Here is a 25476-nt window from a genome sequence, read left to right on the forward strand (position 1 = left end):
TTGCTGCGCACCATGCCGTGCGCAACGTCGAATGCGCAGCTAAGCCCCGAAACGGGCGAGGATCTCGGCGGAGATGCGGGTGCCATCGGGAAACTCGAAGCGGCCGCCGGCATACCTGACCCCGGCATCCGGCGAAGTACCTCCCTCACCGGCGAGAATCACGACGGCGGCGTAGTCGCCGTCGTGCGCCGGGCCGGAGGTTCCCACCCAGGGGATGGTCAGTTCAGAACCCATCGGGTGCGCGCCGGGCCGGACGAACGTCCCGGACTCCACCAAAGCAGAGCCGAACCCGGGCACTTCCCGGACGGAGCTCACCATGGAAGAACCAGCATCCACCGGCCACCCGCCGATCCGCAGTGAAGCTCCGGAGGACCCCGCGCCCTCAATCCGAACCAGCCGCAGCTCAACGGCGCCACGCGTTGCGGAAACCACAGTCACAACGGGACCAGGAGTCGCCGTCCCGGAGACACCGCTGCCATGATCGGGCCCGGCGGCGGGATCGGGCTCGATCCAATTGGCCGTGAACCGCGAAGCCCCCACCTGCACGCCGCCCACGGAACCCGACCCCAGGTACTCGAACCCCGTCCGATGCGTCTGCCCACGCTTGGAATCAACAAAGACTACGCCGTTATCCAGAGACTCAGAGGTGAGGTCAGGGAAGGTGTGCGTGGAGTAGCCAAGCCGCGCATACAAGGGCGAGTCGGCCGCGGCAACCCCAACGTTTGCGTGATCCGTCGCGTGGTTCCGGATCCGCACTACCCCGTCTGCCTGGGTCCCATCCATCTGCCAGCCGGGCGCCGATATCAGCCGTTGTGTGTCGCCAAGCTCAACGGGCAAAGGTGCTTCAACGGACGTCCACACGGCATGGTCCGCCGGCAACGCGAGCCCAAGCATCCCCTTCGCGGCCCAGTATGGAGAACCGGCACCAGAGTACGCCTGCTTCATTCCAGCGAACTCGCCATGCCAACCGATCGAGAGAAGCCCATCTGAAGTGATGGAGCCATGGCGCGCGAAGTAATCCAGCATCCCCGAGGCAGCCCGACGAGTCAGGCCCGGGGCCAAACGGGTGTGCCCGGACAACTCTCCCACCCAGAATGGGGCGGCTGCGGCGAACCGATAGATCAAGCTGCGGCCCTGGATGAGAGGAGCCCCGTTGGCACCAACAAGATAGGCAGCGTCGTCGAGGAAATCAGCCAGCCGATCGCCGTCGAGTTGCTTTCTGGCCGCAACCCGCGGATCGTTAGGCGCCATGAGCGCCCACAGCTGCGGGTAGACCTGGAAAGCCCAGCCGACGTAGTGGTCGTAGGCGCGTTCGGGACCGTCGGCGAACCAACCACCACCCCGATACAGCGAGTCATGGATGGCGAGGCCGGCGTCGATGTCCTCGTCGGAATAGCGTCCGCCAACTGACGCCAGGAAGGTCTCCACCACAATCTGGAACCACACCCAGTTAATGGGCGGATATTCCTCGCCAATCACCGTCTCGAACCAGGCAATGAGCTGCTCCTGCACGCGGTGCGGCAGCTTGTCCCACAGCACGTCGCGGGTCAGCGCCAAGCCAACAGCCAACGACGCCGCCTCCACCTTCGCCTGCCCCAGCTCACCAGGCGTCGGCCACCGGTCGGGGTTCGCGGGGTTGGTCCCGGCATCGAGACCTTGCGCGTACCAGTCTGCGATCCAGCCCGTGTTCAACGGGTCACCCGCAATCCGGAACGACGCCAACAGGAACGTCCGGGCAAAGGCCTCCAGCGAATCACTCCGCGGACCGTACCGGCTGTTGGCCCCGGGCAGGTAGATGTTGGCGTGGTCATCGGTCCCAAAACGCTGTGCGGAGCGGAGTAGATAGTCGGCATACCCGGTCCAGTGGGAACGGGTGAGGCCGGTGTACGGCGAGAGGGAAAAATCCGGCGGCGGCACTACGAGCATTAGAGGGAATCCTCCAGGGCAGCATCGGCGCGCAATCGCGGGGCACCGACGGATGACTCCCGCACAATCAGCTCTGGGTTCAGGTCAATTCGATGCACGGGTCGCATCCTTCCTTCGGACAGGCGGGCAGCCATGAGCTGCACCGCTACCTTGCCGACATAGCTTTTTGGGGGCCGCACCGCAGAGATGGCAGGCTCAGCCAGGTAGGCCACTTCGTCGTCGTATCCCACAATTGCCATGCTGCCGGGAACGTCTACGCCCCGATCCACACAGTGCTGCACAAAAGCAACCGCTTGAGTGTCCGAGTGGACCAGCATGGCGGTAGTTCCGCTGGACTCGCAGAGTTCCAGGACACGATCAAAGTGCTTGGCCCGATCGCCGTTGTCCAGCTTGGCCGAGTCCTCATGGATGGACTTGTCCAGTGGAATCTTCAGCGCAGCCAGGGCCTGCTTCCAGCCCCGGACCACGTGCGGACTGGTGGGGCTGGTGGAATCCGTGAGGCAGCCGATCTTCCGGTGGCCTTCCTGCCAGAGATGCCGTACGGCCATCCCGGCGCCGAATGCGTGATCGGTGGCCACCCATTCGAGCTTGTGGGCAGGGATCTCGGACGGGGCGCGGCGTTCGGCCAGGATCACCGGAATCGGCAGGGCGTTGAGCCACCGGAGCAGTTCCTTGCCATGCTCCCCACCCATGTCCGGAGCGACAATGAGCCCATCGATGTTTTGGGTGTCAAGCAACGCTTGGACCTGACGGCGGTTGTCGGCGGCATCATAGGCCGAGCCGCGGACCACGATCCTGAGGTTTTGGGCCTCCGCTTCGCCACGCGCGCCACTGATGACCTGCGGCCAGTAGTAGTCCAGCGACGGAACCACCATGCCAATCGAGTAACTGTGTGACGACGCCCGCCCCGCCACCCCGGAGCGATCCAGGGGACTCGGCAGCGTGGCGCCTCCATGCACCCGGGACACGAGTCCTTCGTCAGCCAGGATGTTCACATCGCGGCGGATAGTCAGCTCGCTGACGCCCAATTTCGCGGCTATGTCCCTGACGGTGATGGCTCCATGCGCACGCAATTCGTCCATCAGCCGTTCACGACGTTGCAAGGAGAACAGCGATTTGCCGCCCGCTTCCGGGGTCTGTTCGGAACTCATGAATTTTCCTCCAGGGTGAGCGTAAACACGCCTGCAGCGTGGTTTTCATAGGGCATTCGGAAACGCAGCCGGGTAAGTTTTTCGCCCCAGATATCGCTGAGGAGCGGATCGTCCAGGTGCCATTCGTCCACCAGCACGACGGCGGTGGCCGGCTTCCAGCGCAAGTGCAGTCCTTTGGTGCTGCTGACTGTGGGAATCCCAACAGGTGTGACAGTCGCGGTCGCATCGTCACCGACGCGGACGGTGCCGGCGAGAAGGTAGGTGACGTCGACGTCGTGCGTTCCTTCAGGCGGGGGCGACGGAAGGTTCCAACGGTCATCAATGACTACAGATCCCGTCTTGTGGTTCAGCAGCGAAGTGCGGATCCATTGCTCGGGGTGGTCCAGTCCGTACGCAGCACCGAGGCCTAGCGCAAGGGTTGGTTCCTCGGATGTGGGCGCCTGAAGGACTGTAGCTGCGAACTCCTGGCCGGTCCCTTGTTCCAGACCAAACGGTGCGGGGACGCTGTGCCACCCGCTCTGCATGGCCCGAATCCCGTAGCGATCGGGGCCGAACGTCTGGGCCGTGTAGGTGGGCTGGCCGGCGTCCACCAGCAGCGGGATGCCATCCACTGCCACCACCACCGAGCCGACGTCCCGGTGGTTGTGGTGCTCGCCGTTGTGTCCACCTTTAGCCGCAAGGGTGAGCCCCTCTGTGGACCCGGGAGTTTGCCGGGCCACCATGATCTGGACCGACGGCAGCCACGTCCCCCAACTAAGTCGCAGTTGTGCGCGTTTTGAGGGCTCTAAACGCGCTGTGCTGCTACTTAGTTGGGTGAGGACGCGGCCCAGTCCGGAACGGGGATCGGGGTCGGGCGCGGCATCCATGAAGGTTGCGGCGAAGGCGGCAGCGTCGGAGTCCCCGAGACGGAAGGCCCAGCGGTGGAGCATGTCCCAGGGGAGTCCCTGTTGGGCGCGGGCTGGTCCGTCGGCGACGTTGAGGAACCAGTTGCCACCGAGGTGCATGCGGTGCGGGAACGCCACCAGTTCGCGGATAATGGGAAGATCCGGGTTGAGAACGCCTGCCGTAGCCTCCTCCAACAGGGCAAGCCCTTCCAGTGCGCGGCCAGCCCCATTCCACCAGTACGCAAAGCCTTCGTCGATCGCGCCGTCCGCCGGAACGGAAGCGAGGAAGCGGTCCAATCCCTCGATGCAGCGGCCCACGGCCTGCGCCTGCAACTGAGCATCTTCCACCAGCAACAGCGCGGCCACGATGATGTTCGAGTGGATCCACGGATTCCAGTTGTGCACGTCCCCATTGAGGCCTAGCCAATGCCAGTCAAGCCGGTCCAGGAACGGCCGGATCACGCGCTCGTGTGTCTCGAATCGGATGCGTTTCCGCAGGCCCGGGGCCCGTTCATCCAATGCATCACCGAGCACCAGATCCAACCACGCAAGCTGGGCAACAACCTCGCCTGCACCCAGGTCCAAGTACGGACGGGTGCGGTCTGGCACCACGTCGCCGGCACGGGTAAACACGTCGTCGTGCGCCGCCCAACTCCACGAGCTTTGCTCGCACAGCAGGTACGCGCCATCGATCACTTCATCAAGCCAGTCAGCCTCTTGGGAGATAGCGGCCATCACGACGGCGCGGGTCAGCCGCTGCTGCCTTCGCGCCACGAGTCCCTCATAAGCCGTGCGATTTCCGTCGCGGAAGTAGCGGGCGTAATGCGAAACGAGCGGTTGGGGCCAAGCCGTGCCCTTCTCCTCGACAGCTTCCGTGGCCAGCTGCCCAAGTGACGCCAACTTCAAGTGCTGCCACCCGGCGTCGGACGCTGGACGAACCGTCAGGCGATCCCGGGCGCCGCGGAGGGATCGGGCCAAAGGTGGGGCGTCGGTCTTGCCGGACCATTCGGCGAGCAGATGTGGCGCTACGACGGCAGCGTTGCCGGTTGCCATAGGGATTCTTCTCTCATTTGTTCGAGTATGAATGTTTTAGATCAATCTCGATTGAGTTGAATGAACTGTCTTGTTCATGAGTATGTACTGATTATTAGATGTGATGCAACACATAAATGTCCGGTCGAACAGGCCGGCTGAAATTCCGAAGGGAGGATCCCCTCAATGTCGCTCAAGCCCAAGGCACTGCTGGTCATGAATAGCGGAACCTTTGCTGACCAGTTCGATTCAGCGCGACTGGAGCGGCTGGCAGGACTCGTCGATCTTGGTAAAAACCCCTGGACCGATTCCCTTGACGCACCCGGGCTCGCAGGACGGTTGGAGGAGGTGGAGATCCTTCTCACCAGCTGGGGCGTTCCGCGCCTGAACGCTGAGCGTTTGGAACGCATGCCTAAACTTCGGGCTGTTTTCCACTGTGCAGGAACCGTCAGAAGCTTTGTCAGCGACGAACTGTGGGACCGCGGAATCACCGTCACCAACGGGGCCGATGCCAACGCGATCCCGGTGGCGGAGTTTACGTTTGCCTCGATCGTCCTGGCAGGTAAGAAGGCTCACGTCCTGGCCAACGATGCCCGCACCTTCCGCGAGGACTGGAGCTACATCACCGGCCGCGGTGAAGTGGGCAACATCGGCCGTGTGGTGGGTGTCATTGGTTTTTCACGCATCGGACGCCGGGTGGTGCAACTGGTCCAGCAACTCCAGGACGTCACCTGCCTTGTCAGCGATCCGTACGCCGATCCCCGCGAGGTAGCTGCGGCCGGCGGTAAGTTAGTACACCTTGAGGAGCTCCTGCCAGTGTCCGACGTCGTCAGTATCCACGCGCCCGCGCTGCCGGAAACGCGGAACATGATCGGCACCGCAGAACTGCAGTCCATGAAAGACCACGCGACGCTCATCAACACTGCACGTGGCTCACTGGTGGACACCGCAGCCCTGGAAAAAGAGTGTGCCACTGGACGAATCACCGCCCTCCTGGACGTCACAGAGCCAGAACCGCTCCCGGCGGACTCACGACTGTATGACCTCCCCAATGTGATCATCACACCGCACATTGCTGGCTCCCTCGGGACCGAAACCAGACGGATGTCCGATGCCGCGTTGGACGACCTTGAACGGTATCTCGCCGGCAAGGACCTCCTGGCCCAAGTAGTACATGACGACCTTGGCCTCAGCGCCTAGGCCCTCCAACCCCGGAGCCGCAGCTGCGGCAGACTTAAACACCCCACTAAGGAGAAACGCAATGAAGCGCACAACCCTCGCCGCAATCGCCCTGGCGGTGACAGCAGGGCTCGGGCTCACCGGCTGTGCCGGCGCCGCTGGTCCTGCTGAACCCAAGGCGGCCGAAGGCAAGACCCGCCTTACCGTCTCCGTCTGGAACTACGAGGGCACCCCGGAGTTCAAGGCACTTTTTGATGGCTACGAGGCCGCCAACCCCAACGTGGACATTGAACCCGTAGACATCCTGGCTGACGATTACCCCCAGAAGGTCACCACCATGCTGGCCGGGGGCGACACCACTGACGTCCTCACCATGAAGAACGTCATCGACTACTCCCGCTACGCCAACAACGGCCAACTGCAGGAAATCAACGGTGTGGTGGACAAGGTTGGCAAGGACAAACTGGCTGGCCTGGACGCATTCGACATGGACGGCAAATACTTCGCCGCCCCCTACCGCCAGGACTTCTGGCTCCTGTACTACAACAAAGACCTCTTCAAGGCTGCAGGTGTCGATGACCCGAAAGACCTGACGTGGGACCAGTACACGGCATTGGCCAAGAAGCTCACCACAACCGGCGCTGACGGCAAGAAGGTGTATGGAACCTACCACCACATCTGGCGTTCCGTGGTGGAAGCGATCTCCGCAGCGCAGAACGGCAAGGACCAGACCAGCGGCGACTACGGCTACTTCGAAGATCAGTACAACACCGCCCTGGACCTGCAGAAGTCCGGCGCCACCTTGGACTACGGCACAGCCAAGAGCCAGAAGACCAGCTACCGCACCATGTTCGAAACGGGCCAGACAGCCATGATGCCCATGGGCACCTGGTACATCGCCGGCATCCTCCAGGCCAAGAAGGACGGCAAGACCAACGTCAACTGGGGCTTGGCTCCCATGCCGCAAAAGAACGACGACGGCAAGGTCACCACGTTCGGCTCCCCCACAGCCTTCGCTGTGAACAAGAACGCTGTACATTCCGATGAAGCCAAGAAGTTCATTGAATGGGCAGCCGGCGAAGAGGGCGCCAAGGCCATCTCCAAGATCGGCGTAGTCCCTGCCCTGCAGGACGACGCTGTCAAGGACGCCTACTTCAAACTCGACGGCATGCCCACAGACGATCTCTCCAAGAAGGCTTTCACCCCGGACGCCACTGCTCTGGAAATGCCCGTCAGCGACAAATCCGCCGCAACGGACAAGGTCCTCAACCAGGAGCACGACCTGATCATGGTCGGCGAAAAGTCTGTGACAGATGGCATCGCTGAGATGGGCAAGCGCGTCAAAAGCGAAGTCCTCGGTCAATAGCCTCCCGGGTTCCGGTACCGCCCCATTACGCGGTACCGGGACCGGACCCTGAACTCTCCTGATCCTGAAATGGAGGAACGCTTCCGCCCCGGGAGCGGTCATCATGACTACAGAAACAATCACCCAGGTGCCTGCCCCCGTGCACAGCCGCGGCAACAGGAAGCAAGCAAGGCGGAATACGCTGATCGGCTGGACGTTCATCCTTCCGAACTTCCTTGGATTCCTGGCCTTCACCCTCATTCCCGTTGTGGCGGCTTTTGCCCTCTCCTTCATGGAATGGACCTCGTTCAGCGCCCCCAAATGGGTTGGCCTGGCCAACTTCCAGCGCATGTTCGCCAGCGACTCCTTCTGGATCGCCTTGCGCAACACAGTGGTCTATGCTCTTGGCCACGTCCCGCTCACCATGGCGCTCGCCCTCATTCTGGCGATGCTGTTGAACCGAAAGCTCAAAGGCATCGGCTTCTTCCGGGTGGCGATCTTCTTCCCGTACATCACCTCCCTGGTGGCTGTCGCGGTCGTCTGGAACATGCTCTTCAGCCCGGACAGCGGACCCATCAACCAGTTCCTGCACTCGATTGGCATCGCCAATGCGCCCGGCTGGACCTCCAGCTCCGACTGGGCACTTCCGGCAGTGATCATCACCAGCGTGTGGCGCGACATGGGCTATTACATGGTGCTGTATCTCGCCGGTCTGCAAGCCATCCCTACCGAGCTGTACGAAGCAGCCGAAGTTGACGGCGCCAGCGCCTGGCAGCGCTTCTGGAACGTCACCATTCCGTCCTTGCGCCCCACCACCTTCTTTGTGGTGGTCATGCTGACGGTCTCCAGCTTCAAGGTGTTCGACCTGATCGTGGTCATGACCGGTGGTGGTCCCGGGCGGTCCACTACCGTGCTGTCCCAGCTCATCTACCAGGAAGGCATCGGCGAAGGAAAGTTCGGCTACTCCTCGGCCATCTCGCTGGTCCTGTTCGTCATCGTGTTGACGGTCACCGTCCTGCAATTCAAGATCCAACAGCGGAGGGAACGCTGATGACCAACATGGCCGAAGACCTCAAAGCCGAGGCTCCATTCCTCGGTACCAGTGTCACGGAAGCCGCGGAAGATCGCCGTCGTACTGACCGCAAGCGCTCCCCGCGCGAGCAGAAGAAACGCACCGCGAACGTCATTATCTACGGCGTGCTCGTGGTCCTGGTGGTGGCGCTCATGGTGCCCTTCATCTGGATGCTCTCCTCATCGTTGAAGGAGAACAACCAGGTCCTGACCGTCCCCATCCAGTGGATTCCCTCCGAATTGGTGTGGAGCAATTACACGGATATCTGGACCCGCATCCCCATGATGGGTTACCTGCAGAACTCGCTGTACCTCGCGGTGGTCATCACGTGCCTCCAGGTCCTCACGGGCTCACTCGCCGCCTACGGATTCTCGAAAGTCCGCTTTCTCGGCCGCGACGTGCTGTTTCTCTGCTACATCGGCACCATCGCCGTTCCGTGGCAGGCCTACATGGTGCCGCAGTACATCATGATGCAGCAGCTCGGCCTTACGAACAGCTTCAACGCCCTGATCCTGCTGCAGGCCTTCGGCGCGTTCGGGGTGTTCCTTATGCGCCAGTACTACATGACCATCCCGGATGAACTTTGCGAAGCTGCCCGCATCGATGGCCTGAGCGAGTACGGCATCTGGGCCCGCGTTATCCTCCCGCTGTCCAAGCCCGCCCTCGCCAGCCTGGCCCTGCTCACGTTCGTGAACACGTGGAACGACTACATGGGCCCATTCATCTACCTCACGTCCAACCGGCTCTGGACCGTACAGCTGGGCCTGCGTTCCTTCGTGGGCCAGTTCGACGCCGAATACGCCATGATCATGACCGGTTCCGTGATCTCGGTAATCCCGATCCTCATCATCTTCCTCATCGGACAGCGCTACTTCATCCAGGGCATCGCGACGAGCGGGATGAAGGGATGAGTGCCTTGCGCGCTCCCCGGCGCTGGACCGGGCCAGGATTCGAGACCTTCGGAAGCATCTTCGGGTTCATTTACACCTTCCTGGCCGGAAACGTCCTGCTCGCGGTGGCCAACGCGCCACTGGTGCTCTGCCTCGCGTTGGTTGCAGACCCCGCGGCCGCATGGCCGTTCTTCCTGGCGCTCTCGGTCACCATAGCCCCATCGCTCGCCGGCATTTTCACTGCCTTCAAGGCGTTGAACGACGACGGCGGCGCGGTCATGCCGGTTGCCGCGTTCCTTCGGGGATACAAGCGCAGCTTCACTCGTTCCGCGCCTTTGGGTTTGGGCGCGGTGGCGCTGCTGTTGTTCCTGGGAGTGGACCTGGCCATTATCCAGTCCATGCCAGCTGCAGTTCTGGTACCGCTGATCGTCGTAGTAGCCGCCGTAACGGTGAGCCTGGCCGTTACGGCGATTGCCGGCGTCGTACTTTTGCCCGAAGCGAAGCTCAAAAGCATCCTCAAGGCCTCGTTGTTTCTAGTGATTCAGCGCTGGTACCTGAGCCTGGCCATGCTGGTCCTGCTGGGAATCATCGTGTCCGCGGCCGTGCTCCAACCAGTCCTGGGCATCGCACTGGCGCCCGCGCCGCTGCTGTTCGTGATCTGGAGCAACGCCTCCTACGCTTTCCACGCCGTGCTGCGCGCGGCATAGCCCAGGGCGCGACAGCGTGCCCGCCAATCCCGATGCTCTCTCACATCCTGACGCGTTTTCCCGGTTCCTCCTCACATGATGTGAGAGAACGTTCCGGATTAAGGGCTGTGATGTGAGAGAGCATCCAGGGTTGCCTGACCCGAATCGGTTCCTCTCGCACATCCCGACGCGTTTTCCCGGTTCCTCTCGCACATCCCGACGCAAGAAGGGGACCAGCTCAGCTGGTCCCCTTCTTCGCGTTCAGTGGCCGCTAGGCCGCGGATGTCATTAGCCGCGGCAGAGCTCGCCGTACTTGGTGCCGGCTTCCTGGTAGGCGGCGGAGAGCTCGCCCATCTTGTTCTCGTCCGGGGATTCCTTCACGAGTTCATCCGAGTATTCAAGGATGGCCGTGACCACGGGCTTCATCTCGTTGGAGGCAACGGGTTCAATGGGGCGGATGGCGTTTGCGACGCGAATGGTCGCAGTCTTGCTCGCGTTGCTCGGGAGGCTGGCTACGGCGACACCCACCCGGTCACATGTTTCTGCGGTGGTCAGCTGCGGCGAAGAGCAAGCTGAAGCCGTGGCAAGCAGCCCGGCAGCGATCAAGACAGTGGTGAGTTTCTTCATGATTCCCTCAATAGTCGGCGCGTCCCTTCGATTGTAAACAGTGCAGGGGCAAGGCCGCGCATTGGGCCCCGTATCGAACGGGACCGTGCACTGGCCTAGGCTGGAGATCATGGCGATTATTCACAAGGCAACCCTGTCCCCGTCCAAGCTCGAACTCATCGCTGGATACCTGCCGTCGCAGCCCTGGTTCATCCAGGATGGCGCTCCCGAGCTTATTGGGGCCTACCGTTTTGACGATCCCGCCGGCGAAGTCGGCCTCGAGACGCACGTCGTCGCCGCAGGTGAGCGCATCTACCAGGTCCCCCTGAGTTACAGGGGATATGAACTGGCAGGCGCCCAGGAATGGCTTATCGGCACCATGGATCACTCCGTCCTTGGCAAGCGGTGGGTCTACGACGCCTGCGCCGACCCCGTCTACGTCAAGGCGCTCGCCACCGCCATCCTCACCGGCCAGGAAGAGGCTGCACTGATCGTGGATGGCGAGCCCGAGCCCCGGCCCAGCACGGTTAACGTGAAGGGAAGCGGAACGCTCGACGGCGGCGTCCCCGCCCTGAGTGCCTCGGCCCCGGTTTCGGGCACGGGTGTGACGATTATCGACGCAGGCGGAGTGCGCTTGAAGGTCGCCAGGGTTCTGGAAGTCGCAACTGAGCTCCACAGCGAGTTGACCCTCAGCGGCAAGTGGGCCGGACTGGAGAACCCCGTGGAGCTGGCAGCCATAATCCCGGCCTGAAAAGAGCGCTGCGTTCGGGCACCTTTTGGTCGCGCACCCCGCAGCGTAGTCTGGCAACGGGGCCATCTACTCCGTGAGGGGTTCACATGTACAAAGCACAAAACATCATTCCCGCAGCACAGGACCTCGCAGCCGAGTGGGTGAAGCACGCAGCGGAGGGCACGTCGTCACAAGCTGACGCGGTTGTGGGTTGGGCGTTGTCCCGGATCAATCACGCCGATGTCCCATCTGTTGTGTACGGCGTAATGCTCACGCTGACCGGGAACCGTAAAGCTGCAAAGAGGGCTCAGCGCACCGCTGCCAGAGCGGTCAAGAGGACAACGCAAACTTTGAGTCGTCGAACCAGCCAGCGGAGTTCCCCGCGTGCCGGGTGGTTGGTTGCCTTAGCAGTCGCTGGCGTCGGGGCGGGCCTCGTGCTCGCATGGCGAATGATGGTGCCTCCCGGAGAGCCGGCTCCTGCCGAGCAGGCCATGAAGACCACCAAGCCTTCCCCACAGGATGGCGCTTCCGCTCCGTCTCCGGAGGTGCCGCCGGAGACTTACTGAAGCAGGTCGGATTAGTGTCCGGCTGGTCCGGTTCCTGCCGGGCTAGTCGGGCTTGGCTTCATCGTGTCGTCGCGTCCTTCTCCTGAGGACCATCCTGCTGAACAGTAAGTAGGCACCTGTTCCAGCGAGCAGGAACCCGACCACACCCACAAGGACGAGTTGTGTGATGATCCCGGCAATGACCATCGCGAAACCGGCCAAAACTGCCAGGACACCAAAAACTGAGCGCGCCACCGCACCGCGCGGACGCCCCGACTTCAGCTGGAGGTCCAGGTCAGGATCCGATGAAGCGAGATCCCGCTCAAGCTCTTCCAAACTCCTGCGTTCTTCATCCGACAACGACATCGGAATCTTCCCTCACTACACAAGCATGGGACGCTTTCCAGCGCCTACACGCCAACCACTAGCACGTGCCCTTCTTGCCGTGCCATGACTTCATTATCGTCCTTTTGTGGCCACTATCCACAGCTGAACCCAGGTGAACAGTCCTACTGGTCCTCATGTGCCGGGGCAGCCTCGTTCAGTATGCGCAGCGCGTTGAGCGTACGCGGATACCCGATGTAGGGCAGCAATTGCGTGATGACGTCGAGCATCAGCCCGCGGCTGTTTCCTACGTTCAGATTGGCAAGGACGTGGCCCCTGACCTGTGGTTCGCAGCCTCCCAGGGAGATAAGCATGGACAACGTGAGGAGTTCACGCCTCGGGACGTCAATGCCCGTACGTGTCAGGTAATCGCCGAAACAGTTTCCGGCCAGGTAGTCCTGGATGTGCATCTCATCTGATGCTGCTGCGGCACGCATCCCGTCGATGCTTTCGGCGCCTATGATCTCTTTCTGGATCGCCAGCCCTTTCTCCACCCGGTCTTTGGGCGTCGTGGTGGACTGGCCGGGAACAGGCAGTTCCACGCCGAATTCTTTGAGGATTTCATTGGTGGCGTGCAGGAAATCGGAAACTTTGCCCATGCCGACGTACGGGACGGCTTGGTAGACAAGTTCCTTCACCTCCACCGGGGTCACCCCAACGGTAAGGGCGGCGCCGAGCAACGCACGGTATTCACGCATTCCTTGTGACGCGATAAGGGATGCGAGTTGGACCATGAGCCTTGTCCGGGCGTCCAGTCTCCCGTGGCTCAAGACCTCGTCAAAGGCGAAGTTGTTGAAGACCTCCACGAGTTCGGGGTCTGTGACCGCCAAGGCGGGGAGCTGACCGGGAAAGAGGTCGTCGTGATTCCGTCGGGCCGTTTCGGTGGGTGACATCTTGGGGCCTCTCTTTCGTCACCTTAAATGACACCCCTTTTCCGCGCCCAGTCCAATAGAGCCGCCCAGCCCAATAGAGTGAGCGCCCAGCAAGCTCTCTCTGTGACGACCACGGCCGAGTGACTACTCCCCCGGCCGGGGCCTCCACACCACCACGGCTTGGGACCGCGCACGGGGTCGCTGACCGCGGGCCAGACTGACGACGTCGCCGGCTGCTCCCGCTGCGAATATGCGCGTGTCCAAGGGACTTCGACGGCGGGTCAGTTCTTCTGTGAGCTCAGCCACCCGGAACTGCAACGCCGCTACCTGGTTTTCAAGGTCCAGGATGCGCCTGATGCCTTCGAGCGAAACGCCGGACTGTGAGAGGCGCTGCACCTCCCGCAGCTTTTCGACGTCGTTCTGGGAGTACCGCCGCGACTTCCCGGGGGCACGGCTGGGCGAGACGATGCCCAGGCGGTCGTACTGGCGCAACGTCTGCGGATGCATGTCGGCAAGCTCCGCGGCGACGGAGATGACAAAGATCGGCTGGTTGACGTCGATTGCCATGACCGTCTCCTTACAACCGGGCCTTCGCGGCCAGGTCGTGACGCGGGTTGGCGTCGGTGGTCGCGGCAGCAAATGCCTTCACGGCCTCCTCCGCTTCCTTGTTCAGGTTCTGGGGGACGGCGACGTCGATAGTCACCAGGAGGTCACCGGTCGCCTTTGACGTTTTCACGCCCCGGCCCTTGACCCGGAGGGTACGACCCGACGGTGTTCCGGCCGGGACACGCACCTTGACGGTGTCGCCGTCGAGCGTTGGAACCTCAATGGTCGCGCCCAGCGCAGCTTCCGCGAACGTGACGGGCACGTGGATGCGGATGTTGTCGCCGTCGCGCTGGAAAAACTCGTGCGGCTTGACGTTCACCGTGATGATGAGGTCACCGTTTCCGGCTGGGCCAACGTTGCCCTTGCCGCGTTGCCGGACTTTCTGCCCGTCCTTGATGCCTGCGGGGATCTTGACGTCGATCACGTGGCCGTTGCTTTCACGCAGGCTCACAGTAGTGCCCTTGATGGAACCAGCAAAAGAGATGGACGTCGTCGCAGTGCGATCCGAGCCCTTCTGCGGTGCCCGCTGGAACCCGGTCTGGCCTCCACCAAAGCCGCCACCAAACAGGTCAGCAAACTCCGGAGGGATGCCACCGGTACCCGAAGGCTGACGCGCGCCGCCACCAAACAAACCACCGAACAGGTCCTCGAACCCACCGTTGGCGCCAGCACCGCCGCCACGCCCCGCCCCCGCACCGGGAGCGAACCGGGCGCCACCCATGGCACGGATGGCGTCGTACTGCTGCCGGTCCTCAGGATTCGACAAGACCGAATAGGCCTCGGAAATGTCCTTAAACTTCTTCTCCGCAGCAGCATTCCCGGAATTGGTATCCGGATGATGCTGCCGCGCCAGTTTGCGGTAAGCCTTCTTAATATCCGCGTCGGACGCGTCCTTGGCGATACCAAGGATCGCGTAAAAATCCTTTTCAACCCAGTCCTGGCTGGCCAAGAGCGTTTCCTTTCAATCTGTTCTAGCGTTGCGCTACGTGGAATATGGGCCCCCGCCCCTACGCGTGGCGGCTCGGTCCTAACGGACCAGAGCCGCCACGCTCCGGCAGGCCCGAAGCCACTCCCGGGGCCCATATTCCACTTCGCGCTGCGGTCAACTCACCTCAGGCGAGCTTACAGCGGGCGCGGAGCCGGATATGGGGCGGCGGCGTGGAGGGCATCGCGAAGCGGGCACCGCCCCATATCCGGTGAAGCGCCAAGGTGAGACTACGCCGGTACAGCCACGATCACTTGGGCCGCACGCAGAACCCGCTCACCTGAGCGGTATCCCGAGCGCAGCACCTGGCTGACCGTGTCCACGTCGATGTCCTCGCCGGGCTGCTGGATGAGTGCCTCGTGGATGGTGGGGTCGAATTCGACACCGGTTTCCGCGATGCGTTCCAGTCCGTACGTCTTCAGCGCGTTTTCCAGTTTGGTGGCGATGGCGGCGAAGGGGCCGTCTTCGAGGTCACCGTGCTGGCGTGCGGCGTCGACGTCGTCCAGCACCGGGAGCAGGGAGTTCAGGACGCCGATGACGGCCATTTCCCCTGCTACGGCGCGGTCGCGTTCGACCCGCTTGCGGTAGTTGACGTATTCAGCCTGAAGGCGAAGGAGGTCGTTGCGGAGCTCCGCTGCCTGGGCTTCAGCCGCGGCGCCGGAGGCTACCGATTCCTCGGCCGGGACTTCTACCCCGTTGAGGATTTCCTCAGCCTGGGAGAGAGCGTCACCTTCCGTGGGGGCGGCGTTGCCTTCGGTGTGAGCAGCAGCTTCGCCTTCGGGGTGGCGGGCAGCCCCGGTTTCCGGGTCAACCTTGCGGTTGTCCCGAATTACGGGCTTGCGCGGCTCGTTGCCTTCAGAGTGCTCTGCTTCGTTGCCGTGGTGGGGCATGGCTACTTCTTCGCTTCGTCTTCGTCGATGATTTCAGCGTCGACGATGTCTTCGTCTGCTGCAGTCTTCTCGCCGGCCGGAGCGCCTTCAGCACCGGCACCCGGAGCGTCAGCTGCGGCTGCCTGCGAGTAGATGGCTTCGCCGAGCTTGGTCTGGGAAGCCTGCAGCTTCTCGAAGGCCGTCTTCACAGCGGCGTCGTCGGTGCCTTCCAGCGCGGACTTGAGGGCGTCGACGTCGGCCTTGACCTCGGTCTTGACCTCTTCGGGCAGCTTGTCGTCGTTGTCGGCGATGAGCTTGTCCACTGAGTAGGCGAGCTGCTCGGCGGAGTTACGGGTGTCCGTAGCTTCGCGGCGGGCCTTGTCCTCTGCAGCGTGCTCCTCGGCTTCACGGACCATGCGGTCGATGTCTTCCTTGGAGAGTGCCGTGCCACCGGTGATGGTCATGGACTGTTCCTTGCCGGTGCCCTTGTCCTTGGCGGACACGTGGACGATGCCGTTGGCGTCGATGTCGAAGGTGACCTCCACCTGCGGGACACCGCGGGGTGCCGGAGCGATGCCGGTCAGTTCGAACGTGCCCAGCGGCTTGTTGTCGCGGGTGAATTCACGCTCGCCCTGGAAGACCTGGATGGCCACGGACGGCTGGTTGTCGTCTGCGGTGGTGAAGGTCTCGGAACGCTTGGTGGGGATAGCCGTGTTGCGCTCGATGAGGTGCGTCATGACGCCACCCTTGGTTTCGATGCCGAGGGACAGCGGCGTGACGTCGATGAGGAGGACGTCCTTGCGCTCACCCTTCAGGACACCGGCCTGGAGTGCAGCACCGACGGCCACAACTTCGTCCGGGTTGACGCCCTTGTTGGGCTCCTTGCCGCCAGCGAGTTCCTTGACGAGCTCGGAGACAGCGGGCATACGGGTGGAGCCACCGACGAGCACGATGTGATCGATGTCGGAGACCTTGATGCCGGCTTCAGCGATGACATCGTGGAACGGCTTCTTGGTGCGGTCCAGCAGGTCCTTGGTGAGGTCCTGGAACTTGGCGCGGGTCAGCTGCTCGTCCAGGTGGACCGGGCCGTCGGGGGTGACGGACAGGTACTGGAGGGAGATGTTGGTGCTGGTGGAGGAGGAGAGTTCCTTCTTTGCCTGCTCTGCAGCTTCACGGAGACGCTGGAGGGCGATCTTGTCCTTGGAGAGATCGATGCCCTTGATCTTGAGCTGGTTCAGCAGCCACTCGACTACGCGGTTGTCCCAGTCGTCGCCACCGAGGCGGTTGTCACCTGCGGTTGCACGGACCTGGATGGTGGAGAAGTTGTCTTCGTCCTTGCCGACCTCGAGGAGGGAGACGTCGAAGGTACCGCCACCGAGGTCGAAGACCAGGATGAGTTCGTCTTCCTTGCCCTTGTCCAGACCGTAGGCCAGTGCAGCCGCGGTGGGCTCGTTGACGATGCGGAGGACGTTGAGGCCTGCGATTTCGCCGGCTTCCTTGGTGGACTGGCGCTCGGCGTCGTTGAAGTATGCCGGAACGGTGATTACGGCGTCGGTGACCTTTTCACCCAAGTAGCTCTCGGCGTCGTTCTTGAGCTTCATGAGGATACGCGCGGAGATTTCCTGCGGCGTGTACTTCTTGTCGTCGATGGCGACGGACCAGTCGGTGCCCATGTGGCGCTTGACCGAAGCGATGGTGCGATCGATGTTGTTGACGGCCTGGCGCTTGGCGATCTCGCCCACCAAGACTTCGCCGGACTTGGAGAACGCAACGACCGACGGCGTGGTGCGGCCGCCTTCTGCGTTGGCGATGACGGTGGGCTCGCCACCTTCAAGGACAGAGACCACGGAGTTAGTGGTTCCGAGGTCGATACCTACTGCACGTGACATATCTTGTTTCCTTTCAATGGCCGATGTTGGAGATTGCCCCCGGCACCGTCCCGCCAGGCGGTTGGGTTTTTGGGAGCCCACTCAACAATCGGCTAGTTGAGCGTTCTGCACTCAACTGTACTCAGCCTCGTTTCAATGTCAATCCAAAGTTGAGTGAAGTACGCTCAAGTTTGGCTTTCGTACTCTCATTTGTCCCGGAAGTACGCGGCTTCCAGAGCTGGTTTCGCCCTGCGTGAACTGGCAGACTTGCGCGATGGAGTTCGCTGGATTCGTGCCGCCGGATGCGTTCTGGGCTATGAACGACGAGCTGGAAGAGAGGGTCCGGCAGGGCGCCGGGCGCCTCCCTTTGTTCCGTCTTGTGGACTGGGACGGGCCGTTGATGCTTGGTTCATGGCAGATGGACGCCACTGAGGGTGGCGTGGTGCACGGCAACGCGTTTCCTGCGAACCCAGCCACCGATCCGCTTATGGAAGTGGTCACAACTACGCGTGATCCCTTGGAGGTAGTGCGAAACCGGTGGCAGGCCATCGCCGGGCCGCCGAAGTCGCTGGAGGAATGGCAGAGCCAGTCCGCGGGATTCGCGGCACACACTACAGAGCACCTGAGCGCCATAGTGGACGGCACCCCTGCGGATTTCACCCTCTGGAACGGAACCGACTACTGGTTCGCGGCCGGGCGTGCGGGCGGCTACGGAATCGTCATCGACGCGCGGGGCCACCGTAGCGATACGCAAGCCATGGAACTCAGGCAGATTCCCGACGTCGAGCCTTTACTCCAAGCCAGGCGCGCGGCGCTCAAGGCCGCCCGCGGCGAAGCGTGACGACACGCAAACGCACCGACGTCAGTCCAGCGGGCGGGCGCCACGGATATCCGGATGTCCCTGGCGGATTTGCGTGGCGTCAGGGATTTGCGTGGCGCTTGTCCGGCTGGGCGGCGGCTCAGGTTTATACACCCACGCCACGAGCACCACGGAGATGATCATCAGCAGGAACCAGGCGAGGAGCTTATCGATCGAGACCGCCTGCCAGCCATTCAACTGGTTGGGGTAGAGCCACGCATGGGACCACGTGCCGATGTTCTCGGCGAACCAAATGAAGAGCGCCACCAAGAGGAAAGACACCAGGATGGGCATCCGGAAGCGCTTACGGAACACCCGGAAGTGCATCACGCACCGCCCGTAGACAAGCACGACGGCGGCAAGCAGCACCCAGCGAGCGTCAAAGATGTAGTGGTGGGAGAAGAAATTGACGTAGATCCCAGCCGCCACGAGTGCGGTGATCCAGCGCCACGGGTAGTGGTCGAAGTGGAGGTCAAAGAGCCGGAACACACGAACCATGTACGAGCCAACGGCCGCATACATGAAGCCGCTGAACAGTGGAACAGCCCCGACCCGGAGGAAGCCCTCGGTCTCGTAAGACCACGAGCCCACATCGGTCTTGAACAACTCCATGACCGTTCCCACCGCATGGAACAGCACGATCACCCGCAATTCGCGCAGCGTCTCCAGTTTGAAGCTGATCATCAGGACCTGAATGATGACGGCGGAGATGGTCAGGAAGTCATTGCGGGCCAAGGCGGCGTCGTCCGGATACCAGAGACGGGCTGCGATGATCACCGCGAGCAGTGCTGCGCCGAAGACGCAGGCCCACGCCTGCTTCAGCCCGAACACCACGAACTCGGTTAGCCGTAGGCGGAGCGGGCCCCTATGGGCGCGGTCCAGATAACGGTGGGCGAGGTCATCGATGGCTTGCTCCACCGAGGTCGAACTACGCATTCCCTGCCCCGCCCTTCGTCTTGAACGGGGCGGTTTCCAGGTGGCTGAGGTAGTAGTCCCTGGGCCAGTGCCGTATCCGCTTCGGGATCCGGGGATATAGGCGTCCCAGCCACCGCATGGTCCGCTCGAAGCGGCGGTCATCGATGGGAGTCCACTCCAAGCCAAAGCCTTCGCGCAAGTGGTCGGGAAGCAGGCCCGCAGTCAGGAAGCGCGCAAGCGGCATCGCCAGGCGCATTGGTGCCGGTCCACCTGCCGGATACAGCAGGTCCCTGGCTATCTTGCGGGCTTTTTCATCGGGTCGAAGCCGATCCACGTGCGATGCCCAATACCGGGCGAAGGCCGCGCGATCGGGCGGCCACATATTCGCGGGAAGCTGCAATGCCGTCCCGATGCGCGCATAGTCGCGGTACATGCGGTCGGCGGTCTCGTCGTCGAGCGGTCCATGCACTTGCTCGTAAACGGTGACGGCGGTGTCGTACAGGGTGGCGACAACCCAAAGCTGCGACTCGGGATCGAACGCGTTGTAGCCCTTCGTCGCATCATCAGGGTTCCGGCGCACCGGAGCATGGGCGCGGTTGACGGCGCGGCGAACCGCAGCAACTTGCTCGTCTGAACCGTAAACAATCGCATAAACGTAAGTCAGGGTGGCTCGTAAACGATCCTGCGGCCTTTGGGCAAAGTCGCTGTGATCAGCGACGCCGTGCCCCACCCTCGGATCAGCGATCTGAAGGAGGATGGCGCGACCGGCTCCGGCGAGCAATATGCCCTCCGCGCCGATGTCAGCAAGCCCTCGAACCATCTTGATACTTTACCGTCTGGTGCTGGTCACAGGCTCGCTGGTCACAGCCCCGCCATGCCCTGGAGGACGAGCAGCTGGTGCTCGAACAATTCCTCGCGCGCGGAAAACGTATCGCGCCCGTACTGGCCGAACACTTCAAAGCTCACAGCCCCGAAGACGGACGTCCACGCCAGCACGCCTCGCGCGAGCGCAGACTCGGGCACCGTGATCCCAAGTTCAGTCCGGATGTTCACCATGTCTGCCGCCAAGGCTGGTGGGATAACGACGGCGGGACTCGCCTGCGTCTTCAGGGCGCCCGCGCGATGGGCTGCGTCAAAAATGCTAACGAGGCGAAAGATGACACGCGTTCCGGGGACCGTGGTTCGTTCACCGGGCGCCTGATATCCGGGAACTGGGCTGCCGAAGAGCAGGGCGTAGCTGGCTGGCTCCCTGAGCGCCCACGCACGAACAGCCTTACCCAGGGCCCGGAACTGGCCTGCGAAATCATTCTCAGCGACGGCCGCTACAGCTGTATCCACTTCGTCGCCGAGCTCGTTGTAGCCGTCGATGAGCAAGAGCGTGAGAAGTTCGTCCCTGCTTTCCACGTAGCGATAAACGGCCGAAGAAACGACGCCAAGGTCCCGTGCAACAGCCCGCAGCGATAGCCCGGCCGCACCGTGGACCGCCAGGTGCTCCCGGCCGAGACGGACGATATCAGCGATGGTTTGGGCACGTGCACGCTCGCGGGGCGTTGGGGTTTTGGCTTTCGGCTGGGCTTTAGGGGCAGCTTCGGCATCCGGCGCTGTGGAAGGCATGCAACCAGCTTGCCACAAGAGAGAGCACCATCAACAAATGAGAGCACCGCTCTTGACTTTGACTTGATTGACGGTCATTCTGGATTCAGAGAGCAGTGCTCTCTTATTAGGACTGGACTTAGAGGAAAGAGATCAACATGCACGTCGTCACCGGAGCAGGACCCGTTGGTTGGACCGTCGCCGAACAACTCGCCGAGCAGGGGGAAAACGTCCGCATTCTCACCCGGTCCGGCAGCGGCCCGGACCATCCCCTCATTGAACGGATGCGCGTCGATGCCTCCGATGCCCAGCAGTTGGGCCAAGCACTCAACGGCGCTGTCGCGGTCTTCCATTGCATTCACGGATCCGCATACCGGGCCGCAGCGTGGGCGGCCGAGCTTCCGCAAGCCGAACAAGTGGTGATGGATGCAGCGGCAGCCGCGGGCGCCGTCGTCGTATTTCCAGAGAGCCTCTACTCCTATAGCCGGCCGGACAGTGTGATGACCGAAGCGGGTCCACGGGCGGCGGATGGAGGCAAACGAGGCATCCGCACGGAACTGCTGAACGCGCGGCAGGCGCACGCTGCAAATACTGTGAGTGTTGTGGCCGGCGACTTCTTCGGTCCGCTGGTGCGGACGGCGCATGCAGGCGAACGAATGGTCCCGCTGGTTGTGGAGGGAAAGTCGGTCCAGGTGATTGGCAGCGCTGGGCAACCGCACTCGTTCACATTTGTCCCTGACCTGGCAGCCGCCATGATCGCGGCAGCCCGGGATCCAAAGCTTTGGAACACCGTGCTCCACGCTCCGACCGGTCCGGCGCTAACCCAACGCGAACTTGCTACGGCGTTCGCTGACGCTGCCGGCGTTTCCGTTCCGAAGGTGAGTGCTGTTCCCGGATGGGTATTGAGGACCGCGGGTCTCTTTTCGACCGATATGCGCGAGCTTGCTGAAATGCTCTACCAGTTCGAGAGGCCGTTCGTGATGGATTCCTCGCAGAGCCAGCGCCTCCTGGGCCTCGAACCGACGCCCCTCCCGGAAGCTGCGGCAGCAACAGTGGCGTGGTGGCGGGACGCAGTCCGGGAATTGAAGTAGGCAGCAGGGTTTTCCATGCGGCAGGCGGTGGAGCGTCCAGAACGGTTGTGACGACGTCCTGCACGACGGCGGGCGCCCACCTGCAGATTCAATCGAATGGAGTTACTCCTGATTCCCCAGTGACTACACGCAACAGCGGGAGTAACCTAGTCCCAGTTGCAATTCTGGTCACCTTTCGAGTTCTGGGTTCTGCCGTGGGCTATGTGCGTTCGTCGTTGACCGACCTCCTGGGGGTACTTTCCGACGCCGTCACTCCCCAGCGCGTAAGGTTCGACGACGGCTCCCCCGACGCCGTCGCTCCCACCCCGGACGCTCCGGTCACCGTCCATGCAGTCACGCTCAACCGCGTGGGAAGGTCGCGTCGCGATGGCCCGGTCCTGGACCTCGAACTGCGGGTGGCAGTGGAATGCCATGGGCCCCAACAACTGGACAATATGGAGCAACTGCTCCTCGCCGTGGAACGCCACAGCCAGTACTCGGTAGTTTCCACCGGGGAATTCCGTCCCGAGGAGTACTCCGGAGCCATCCGGCAAGGGCTCGGGTTCCTGGTCCGGATCCCCGTGGCGCTGCGCTTCGAAGAACCTGCCGGCCCGCCCGTCCTTGAACCGCTCATTGCCAAGACCGGCGTTGCCCGCCGAATCCACGGACGGCTCGTGGACGTACACAACAAAGGCATCCCGGACGCCTACATCCATGCCCATTCTTCCGCCACGGCAGTCGTCAGCGATGCGACCGGCCACTTCGAGGTCCTGGCCTCGGCGGATGAACTCCAGCACTTTGCCGTAGCGGTAAGCGGCACCGAAAAGGAAGTCTCGGCCAGCACCAGCAGCCTGCCGGTCATCATCCGGTGGACCTGACCCGCTTGCTTGCGGGTAGGAAAGGGAGAGCACCATGGCGAACTATCAGGCGCCGGGAGTTTATGTTCAGGAAGTGCCCAGCGGCGCACGTGCCATTGGGCAGGTCAACACCAGCATCGCGGCGTTCGTAGGCGTGGCTCCGGACCAGGACGCGTTGGTGGATGAACTCCGTGTGCTGGACAACTGGACCCAGTTCGTGGACCAATATGTCGGCAACGCGACAGCGGGCACACCGCTCTCCAACGCTGTTTACGGCTTCTTCTCAAACGGAGGAAGCCGTTGTTATGTGGTGAACATTGGGGCCAACGGCAGCCTCACGGGCACGGCCACCAAGCCCACAGGCCTTACGCTTTTCGAGGCCGTGGACGACATCTCCATGGTGGCTGCGCCGGGCTTCGCGGATGCTGAATCTTATGCGGCACTAGCGGCGCATGTGGAGCACCCGCTCCGCCAAGATCGCATGGCCATCATGGACACGGTGGAAAAAGTCGACGACGTCGGGGCGCTCACCAGGGCCGCGACGTCCGGCGTTCCGGTGGGGGCGAGGGATCCCGGCGCCGCAGACGAGCGGACGACGGCGGATGAGGGTCCGGGCGGCGACGCTGGCCCGGACGATGGCGGCTCGGACGACGCCCGCCCAAGTGATGATGGCGGCTCGGGCGATGCCGACGCCGCGTCTGAGGAACCCGTGGACACGGAAGGCAGCGACAGCACGCCGTCGTCCTCCTCCTCGGTTTCCTCCGATGCCCCGGACTGGCCCGACTCACCACGACCCTCCGCCGCAGCTAGCCAGGAAGGGGCAGCCACCGAAGCCGGCGAGCAGCAGGACCTCGGCGCCCCGCAATCCCCCGGCGGATACACGGCCCTGTATTTCCCCTGGATCGTGATGATCGATCCCGTGTCCGGCAAAAAGGTGACGCAGCCGCCGTCGGGCCATATTGCTGGCGTTTGGGCGCGCGTTGACGCGACCCGCGGCGTCCACAAGGCCCCAGCCAACGAGCCCATCCAAGGCGCGATCGATCTAGTGCGGCGCGTGAGCCGCGGTGAGCAGGAGGTCCTGAACCCGGCTGGCGTGAACTGCATCCGGTACTTCCCGGGCGAGGGCATCCGGATTTGGGGCGCCAGGACCAAAGCTCCCGAAGCGAGCGAATACCGGTACGTGAATGTGCGTCGCCTAACCAACATGATCAAGGAGTCGGTGGCGGACGGGACGCGCTGGGTGGTGTTTGAGCCCAATGATCACACGCTGTGGAAGTCGATCCGGCGCGACATCGGGGCGTTCCTGACCAACGTGTGGCGGGACGGCGCCCTGCTCGGGACTACTCCTCAACAGGCATTTTTCGTGAAGTGCGACGAAGAAACCAACCCTCCAGAGGTCCGCGACGCCGGGCAAGTGGTCACGCTGATCGGGATCGCGCCCGTGAAACCGGCCGAGTTTGTGATCTTCAAGCTCATGCAGTCGGCGGACAACACCAGCGAGACAGAGAGCGCAGGAGCCTGACATGACAACCCCAACACCTGCAGCGCAGCCAGGCAACGTGGTGGACCCATACCGGGCCTACAACTTCAAGCTCGTCATCCAAGGCGTGGTTCAAGGCCACTTCACCAAAGTGGAGGGCCTCGGCCTGAAAATCGACCGGATCCTCTACCGCTCAGGCGGCGAAAACAGCACAGTCCGCGTCATCCCCGGGCAAGTGGAATACACCCCGGTGACTTTGAAGTACGGGCTCACCGACTCCACCGAGATGCTGCAGTGGCTCTTCAAAGCCGTAGACGGAAAGGTGGAACGCCGGAACGTCTCTATTGCGATGCTCAACGATGCCGGTTCCGTGGAAGTGCGCCGCTGGAACCTCCTGGGGGCCTGGCCGTGCGACTGGTTCGGCGCACCCCTTGACGCCATGGGCAAGGATCTCGCCATCGAATCCCTCAGCATCGCATACGACCGCCTGGAGCTCGACGATGCCCGCGCTCCCGTCGCCTGAGCCTGGCTTCTCGTGGCGGCGGGCGGCTGCGCACCGGTTGCGAGGTGTGGCCGCGTGGCTGGACCGTGGGTGGGGCCGGGGCTCGGGTTCTCCGGGTGCGGGCGCGCCGGCACCTTCGGGTTCGGAGCCCTCTTCGTGGGAAAGTTCGACGCCGGTGCGCGGCCTGAACGTGGAAGGCGCACCTGAGCACTGGGTTCAGTTACTGCGCGACGCCGGGTTGGTTCCTCCTGCCGTTCCGACCAACACCCCTCCTGTTGCGAGGCCCACTCTGCGTGCCTGGGGACGCTCTTGGCGCGCAAAGCAGGCCCCACAACAAACCCCCACCACGACACCCCTCGTTGTGGGGCCCGATATGCGCGACTCCGGGCCAACATGGGGCGAAGAGCAGGCCCCACAACAAACCCCCACGCTCCGCCTCCGCACAGACCGACCCGAAACACCCCTTGTTGCGGGGCACGATATGCGCGATTCCAGGCCCACATGGGGCACAGAGCAGGCCCCACAAAACGTCCCCACCCACGTTGCGGGGCCCGATGTGCGCGACTCCGG

25 protein-coding genes are annotated in these 25476 nt (G+C 62.8%); 12 read left to right on the plus strand and 13 right to left on the minus strand.

What is annotated here, in order from left to right; all coding sequences use genetic code 11:
* Positions 1-39 precede the first annotated feature (39 nt).
* Genes KSW38_RS20110 through KSW38_RS20120 form a run of 3 tightly spaced genes read right to left on the minus strand, consistent with a single transcriptional unit; the run spans position 40 to position 5014 of the window.
* A complete protein-coding gene (locus KSW38_RS20110; RefSeq protein WP_216926725.1) occupies positions 40-1926 on the minus strand; it encodes a DUF2264 domain-containing protein in 1887 nt (628 codons plus the stop codon).
* Positions 1926-3077, minus strand: a complete 1152-nt coding sequence (locus KSW38_RS20115) for a LacI family DNA-binding transcriptional regulator (protein ID WP_216926726.1) — start codon at positions 3075-3077, stop codon at positions 1926-1928. Before KSW38_RS20115 ends, KSW38_RS20110 begins: the two co-directional genes overlap by 1 nt.
* The gene (locus KSW38_RS20120; RefSeq protein WP_216926727.1) at positions 3074-5014 is read right to left on the minus strand and encodes a heparinase II/III family protein; all 1941 of its coding nucleotides are present in this window, start codon (positions 5012-5014) and stop codon (positions 3074-3076) included. Before KSW38_RS20120 ends, KSW38_RS20115 begins: the two co-directional genes overlap by 4 nt.
* A 165-nt stretch (positions 5015-5179) precedes the next feature.
* On the opposite strand from KSW38_RS20120, the gene KSW38_RS20125 reads away from it, so the two are divergent.
* From KSW38_RS20125 to KSW38_RS20145, 5 genes are all read left to right on the plus strand, one after another.
* On the plus strand, positions 5180-6193 hold the full coding sequence (locus KSW38_RS20125; RefSeq protein ID WP_216926728.1) for a hydroxyacid dehydrogenase: 1014 nt from the start codon (positions 5180-5182) through the stop codon (positions 6191-6193).
* Positions 6194-6254: 61 nt separating this feature from the next.
* On the plus strand, positions 6255-7538 hold the full coding sequence (locus KSW38_RS20130; RefSeq protein WP_216926729.1) for an ABC transporter substrate-binding protein: 1284 nt from the start codon (positions 6255-6257) through the stop codon (positions 7536-7538).
* A 103-nt stretch (positions 7539-7641) separates the two neighbouring features.
* Entirely contained in the window at positions 7642-8568 is a 927-nt protein-coding gene (locus KSW38_RS20135; RefSeq protein WP_216926730.1) for a carbohydrate ABC transporter permease, read from the plus strand.
* On the plus strand, positions 8568-9500 hold the full coding sequence (locus KSW38_RS20140; RefSeq protein WP_216926731.1) for a carbohydrate ABC transporter permease: 933 nt from the start codon (positions 8568-8570) through the stop codon (positions 9498-9500). The genes KSW38_RS20135 and KSW38_RS20140 overlap by 1 nt, the downstream gene beginning before the upstream one ends.
* Positions 9497-10186, plus strand: a complete 690-nt coding sequence (locus KSW38_RS20145) for a hypothetical protein (RefSeq protein WP_254186743.1) — start codon at positions 9497-9499, stop codon at positions 10184-10186. Before KSW38_RS20140 ends, KSW38_RS20145 begins: the two co-directional genes overlap by 4 nt.
* 267 nt (positions 10187-10453) lie before the next feature.
* On the opposite strand, the gene KSW38_RS20150 is transcribed toward KSW38_RS20145, so the two are convergent.
* Positions 10454-10792, minus strand: coding sequence for a hypothetical protein (locus KSW38_RS20150; protein ID WP_216926732.1), 339 nt, complete (start codon positions 10790-10792; stop codon positions 10454-10456).
* A 109-nt stretch (positions 10793-10901) separates the two neighbouring features.
* On the opposite strand from KSW38_RS20150, the gene KSW38_RS20155 reads away from it, so the two are divergent.
* Both KSW38_RS20155 and KSW38_RS20160 read left to right on the plus strand, forming a co-directional pair.
* The gene (locus KSW38_RS20155) at positions 10902-11522 is read left to right on the plus strand and encodes a CG0192-related protein (protein ID WP_216926733.1); all 621 of its coding nucleotides are present in this window, start codon (positions 10902-10904) and stop codon (positions 11520-11522) included.
* An 86-nt stretch (positions 11523-11608) separates the two neighbouring features.
* Positions 11609-12067 carry a hypothetical protein gene (locus KSW38_RS20160; RefSeq protein WP_254186744.1) on the plus strand — a complete coding sequence of 153 codons (459 nt, stop codon included), beginning with the start codon at positions 11609-11611 and terminating at the stop codon, positions 12065-12067.
* 42 nt (positions 12068-12109) lie between these two features.
* Here KSW38_RS20160 and KSW38_RS20165 read toward each other — a convergent pair whose 3' ends face one another.
* The 6 genes from KSW38_RS20165 to dnaK all read right to left on the minus strand — a co-directional run bounded on the left by KSW38_RS20165 (position 12110) and on the right by dnaK (position 17651).
* Complete coding sequence (locus tag KSW38_RS20165; RefSeq protein ID WP_216926734.1) at positions 12110-12412, minus strand: DUF3040 domain-containing protein; 303 nt, start codon at positions 12410-12412, stop codon at positions 12110-12112.
* A 143-nt stretch (positions 12413-12555) separates the two neighbouring features.
* Entirely contained in the window at positions 12556-13323 is a 768-nt protein-coding gene (locus tag KSW38_RS20170; protein WP_216926735.1) for a carboxymuconolactone decarboxylase family protein, read from the minus strand.
* A 123-nt stretch (positions 13324-13446) separates the two neighbouring features.
* A complete protein-coding gene (locus tag KSW38_RS20175) occupies positions 13447-13869 on the minus strand; it encodes a heat shock protein transcriptional repressor HspR (RefSeq protein ID WP_216926736.1) in 423 nt (140 codons plus the stop codon).
* Between the two features lie 10 nt (positions 13870-13879).
* Positions 13880-14857, minus strand: coding sequence for a DnaJ C-terminal domain-containing protein (locus KSW38_RS20180; RefSeq protein WP_216926737.1), 978 nt, complete (start codon positions 14855-14857; stop codon positions 13880-13882).
* 266 nt (positions 14858-15123) lie between these two features.
* The gene (locus tag KSW38_RS20185) at positions 15124-15783 is read right to left on the minus strand and encodes a nucleotide exchange factor GrpE (RefSeq protein WP_216926738.1); all 660 of its coding nucleotides are present in this window, start codon (positions 15781-15783) and stop codon (positions 15124-15126) included.
* A 2-nt stretch (positions 15784-15785) separates the two neighbouring features.
* Positions 15786-17651 carry a molecular chaperone DnaK gene (gene dnaK / locus KSW38_RS20190; protein WP_216926739.1) on the minus strand — a complete coding sequence of 622 codons (1866 nt, stop codon included), beginning with the start codon at positions 17649-17651 and terminating at the stop codon, positions 15786-15788.
* Positions 17652-17904: 253 nt separating this feature from the next.
* Between dnaK and KSW38_RS20195 the strand changes: the two genes are divergently transcribed.
* Positions 17905-18471 (plus strand): hypothetical protein, encoded by a 567-nt coding sequence (locus KSW38_RS20195; RefSeq protein WP_216926740.1) that lies wholly within the window; start codon positions 17905-17907, stop codon positions 18469-18471.
* A 21-nt stretch (positions 18472-18492) separates the two neighbouring features.
* Here the strand turns inward: KSW38_RS20195 and KSW38_RS20200 are convergent, their stop codons facing one another.
* From KSW38_RS20200 to KSW38_RS20210, 3 genes are read right to left on the minus strand one after another with little or no spacing between them, the layout of a single operon-like run.
* Positions 18493-19425, minus strand: a complete 933-nt coding sequence (locus KSW38_RS20200) for a DUF817 domain-containing protein (protein ID WP_216926741.1) — start codon at positions 19423-19425, stop codon at positions 18493-18495.
* Positions 19418-20224 carry an oxygenase MpaB family protein gene (locus KSW38_RS20205; RefSeq protein ID WP_216926742.1) on the minus strand — a complete coding sequence of 269 codons (807 nt, stop codon included), beginning with the start codon at positions 20222-20224 and terminating at the stop codon, positions 19418-19420. The genes KSW38_RS20200 and KSW38_RS20205 overlap by 8 nt, the downstream gene beginning before the upstream one ends.
* Positions 20225-20265: 41 nt before the next feature.
* A complete protein-coding gene (locus KSW38_RS20210; RefSeq protein WP_216926743.1) occupies positions 20266-21018 on the minus strand; it encodes a TetR/AcrR family transcriptional regulator in 753 nt (250 codons plus the stop codon).
* Positions 21019-21155: 137 nt separating this feature from the next.
* Here KSW38_RS20210 and KSW38_RS20215 point away from each other — a divergent pair, with 137 nt between their 5' ends.
* From KSW38_RS20215 to KSW38_RS20230, 4 genes are all read left to right on the plus strand, one after another.
* The gene (locus tag KSW38_RS20215) at positions 21156-22088 is read left to right on the plus strand and encodes an NAD-dependent epimerase/dehydratase family protein (protein ID WP_216926744.1); all 933 of its coding nucleotides are present in this window, start codon (positions 21156-21158) and stop codon (positions 22086-22088) included.
* A 203-nt stretch (positions 22089-22291) separates the two neighbouring features.
* Positions 22292-22945, plus strand: a complete 654-nt coding sequence (locus KSW38_RS20220; protein WP_308169455.1) for a hypothetical protein — start codon at positions 22292-22294, stop codon at positions 22943-22945.
* 34 nt (positions 22946-22979) lie between these two features.
* Positions 22980-24446, plus strand: coding sequence for a phage tail sheath family protein (locus KSW38_RS23565; protein ID WP_254186745.1), 1467 nt, complete (start codon positions 22980-22982; stop codon positions 24444-24446).
* A gap of 1 nt (position 24447) precedes the next feature.
* Positions 24448-24927: a phage tail protein gene (locus KSW38_RS20230; protein ID WP_216926745.1), complete on the plus strand. Its 480-nt coding sequence runs from the start codon at positions 24448-24450 to the stop codon at positions 24925-24927.
* Positions 24928-25476: the final 549 nt, after the last annotated feature.

Origin of the sequence: Paenarthrobacter aromaticivorans, assembly GCF_019038615.1 — a bacterium.
Lineage (GTDB): Bacteria > Actinomycetota > Actinomycetes > Actinomycetales > Micrococcaceae > Arthrobacter > Arthrobacter aromaticivorans.

Excerpts from the sequence above, each read along its gene's own strand:
- KSW38_RS20110 (WP_216926725.1), bottom strand. The coding sequence starts at position 1,926 with ATGCTCGTAGTGCCGCCGCCGGATTTTTCCCTCTCGCCGTACACCGGC.
- KSW38_RS20115 (WP_216926726.1), bottom strand. The coding sequence starts at position 3,077 with ATGAGTTCCGAACAGACCCCGGAAGCGGGCGGCAAATCGCTGTTCTCC.
- KSW38_RS20120 (WP_216926727.1), bottom strand. The coding sequence starts at position 5,014 with ATGGCAACCGGCAACGCTGCCGTCGTAGCGCCACATCTGCTCGCCGAA.
- KSW38_RS20125 (WP_216926728.1), top strand. The coding sequence starts at position 5,180 with ATGTCGCTCAAGCCCAAGGCACTGCTGGTCATGAATAGCGGAACCTTT.
- KSW38_RS20130 (WP_216926729.1), top strand. The coding sequence starts at position 6,255 with ATGAAGCGCACAACCCTCGCCGCAATCGCCCTGGCGGTGACAGCAGGG.
- KSW38_RS20135 (WP_216926730.1), top strand. The coding sequence starts at position 7,642 with ATGACTACAGAAACAATCACCCAGGTGCCTGCCCCCGTGCACAGCCGC.
- KSW38_RS20140 (WP_216926731.1), top strand. The coding sequence starts at position 8,568 with ATGACCAACATGGCCGAAGACCTCAAAGCCGAGGCTCCATTCCTCGGT.
- KSW38_RS20145 (WP_254186743.1), top strand. The coding sequence starts at position 9,497 with ATGAGTGCCTTGCGCGCTCCCCGGCGCTGGACCGGGCCAGGATTCGAG.
- KSW38_RS20150 (WP_216926732.1), bottom strand. The coding sequence starts at position 10,792 with ATGAAGAAACTCACCACTGTCTTGATCGCTGCCGGGCTGCTTGCCACG.
- KSW38_RS20155 (WP_216926733.1), top strand. The coding sequence starts at position 10,902 with ATGGCGATTATTCACAAGGCAACCCTGTCCCCGTCCAAGCTCGAACTC.
- KSW38_RS20160 (WP_254186744.1), top strand. The coding sequence starts at position 11,609 with ATGTACAAAGCACAAAACATCATTCCCGCAGCACAGGACCTCGCAGCC.
- KSW38_RS20165 (WP_216926734.1), bottom strand. The coding sequence starts at position 12,412 with ATGTCGTTGTCGGATGAAGAACGCAGGAGTTTGGAAGAGCTTGAGCGG.
- KSW38_RS20170 (WP_216926735.1), bottom strand. The coding sequence starts at position 13,323 with ATGTCACCCACCGAAACGGCCCGACGGAATCACGACGACCTCTTTCCC.
- KSW38_RS20175 (WP_216926736.1), bottom strand. The coding sequence starts at position 13,869 with ATGGCAATCGACGTCAACCAGCCGATCTTTGTCATCTCCGTCGCCGCG.
- KSW38_RS20185 (WP_216926738.1), bottom strand. The coding sequence starts at position 15,783 with ATGCCCCACCACGGCAACGAAGCAGAGCACTCTGAAGGCAACGAGCCG.
- dnaK (WP_216926739.1), bottom strand. The coding sequence starts at position 17,651 with ATGTCACGTGCAGTAGGTATCGACCTCGGAACCACTAACTCCGTGGTC.
- KSW38_RS20195 (WP_216926740.1), top strand. The coding sequence starts at position 17,905 with ATGGAGTTCGCTGGATTCGTGCCGCCGGATGCGTTCTGGGCTATGAAC.
- KSW38_RS20200 (WP_216926741.1), bottom strand. The coding sequence starts at position 19,425 with ATGCGTAGTTCGACCTCGGTGGAGCAAGCCATCGATGACCTCGCCCAC.
- KSW38_RS20205 (WP_216926742.1), bottom strand. The coding sequence starts at position 20,224 with ATGGTTCGAGGGCTTGCTGACATCGGCGCGGAGGGCATATTGCTCGCC.
- KSW38_RS20210 (WP_216926743.1), bottom strand. The coding sequence starts at position 21,018 with ATGCCTTCCACAGCGCCGGATGCCGAAGCTGCCCCTAAAGCCCAGCCG.
- KSW38_RS20215 (WP_216926744.1), top strand. The coding sequence starts at position 21,156 with ATGCACGTCGTCACCGGAGCAGGACCCGTTGGTTGGACCGTCGCCGAA.
- KSW38_RS23565 (WP_254186745.1), top strand. The coding sequence starts at position 22,980 with ATGGCGAACTATCAGGCGCCGGGAGTTTATGTTCAGGAAGTGCCCAGC.
- KSW38_RS20230 (WP_216926745.1), top strand. The coding sequence starts at position 24,448 with ATGACAACCCCAACACCTGCAGCGCAGCCAGGCAACGTGGTGGACCCA.